Here is a 320-nt window from a genome sequence, read left to right as displayed (position 1 = left end):
TACCCCTACTTCGAGAGGCTCCAGAAGTGGCCGATGCCGCCCGGGTGGTCGACGGTGATGGCCTCGTCGAGGTCGCGGTAGTCGCTGTCCTCGTTGTGGCCGACCATCTTGATCTTGATCTGGCCGTTCACGTTCTCGACCGCCGAGACGATCTGCACGTGGTCGAGCGAGTCGTTGTCGTTCCAGTCGAACATCACGATGTCGCCGACCTTGATCTTGTCGCGCTGGTCGAACGAGTACTCGGTCAGGCCGAGCTCGGCGGCGTTGGCGCGGAAGTACGCGTCCATAGACGGCACGTAGCCCCAGGCGGGGCTCCAGTC

The 320-nt window shown here is 63.4% G+C and carries 1 protein-coding gene; it reads right to left on the bottom strand.

What is annotated here, in order from left to right:
* Positions 1-5 precede the first annotated feature (5 nt).
* Positions 6-320 (bottom strand): DUF1287 domain-containing protein (locus ACR9ZG_RS18965; RefSeq protein ID WP_481286393.1); only part of this gene is annotated, 315 nt, incomplete at its 5' end.

The organism is Leifsonia sp. KNZ12-8B, from assembly GCF_056755495.1.
The sequence above is the reverse complement of the archived record's forward strand: the minus strand, read 5'-3'. Positions and strand labels throughout refer to the sequence as shown.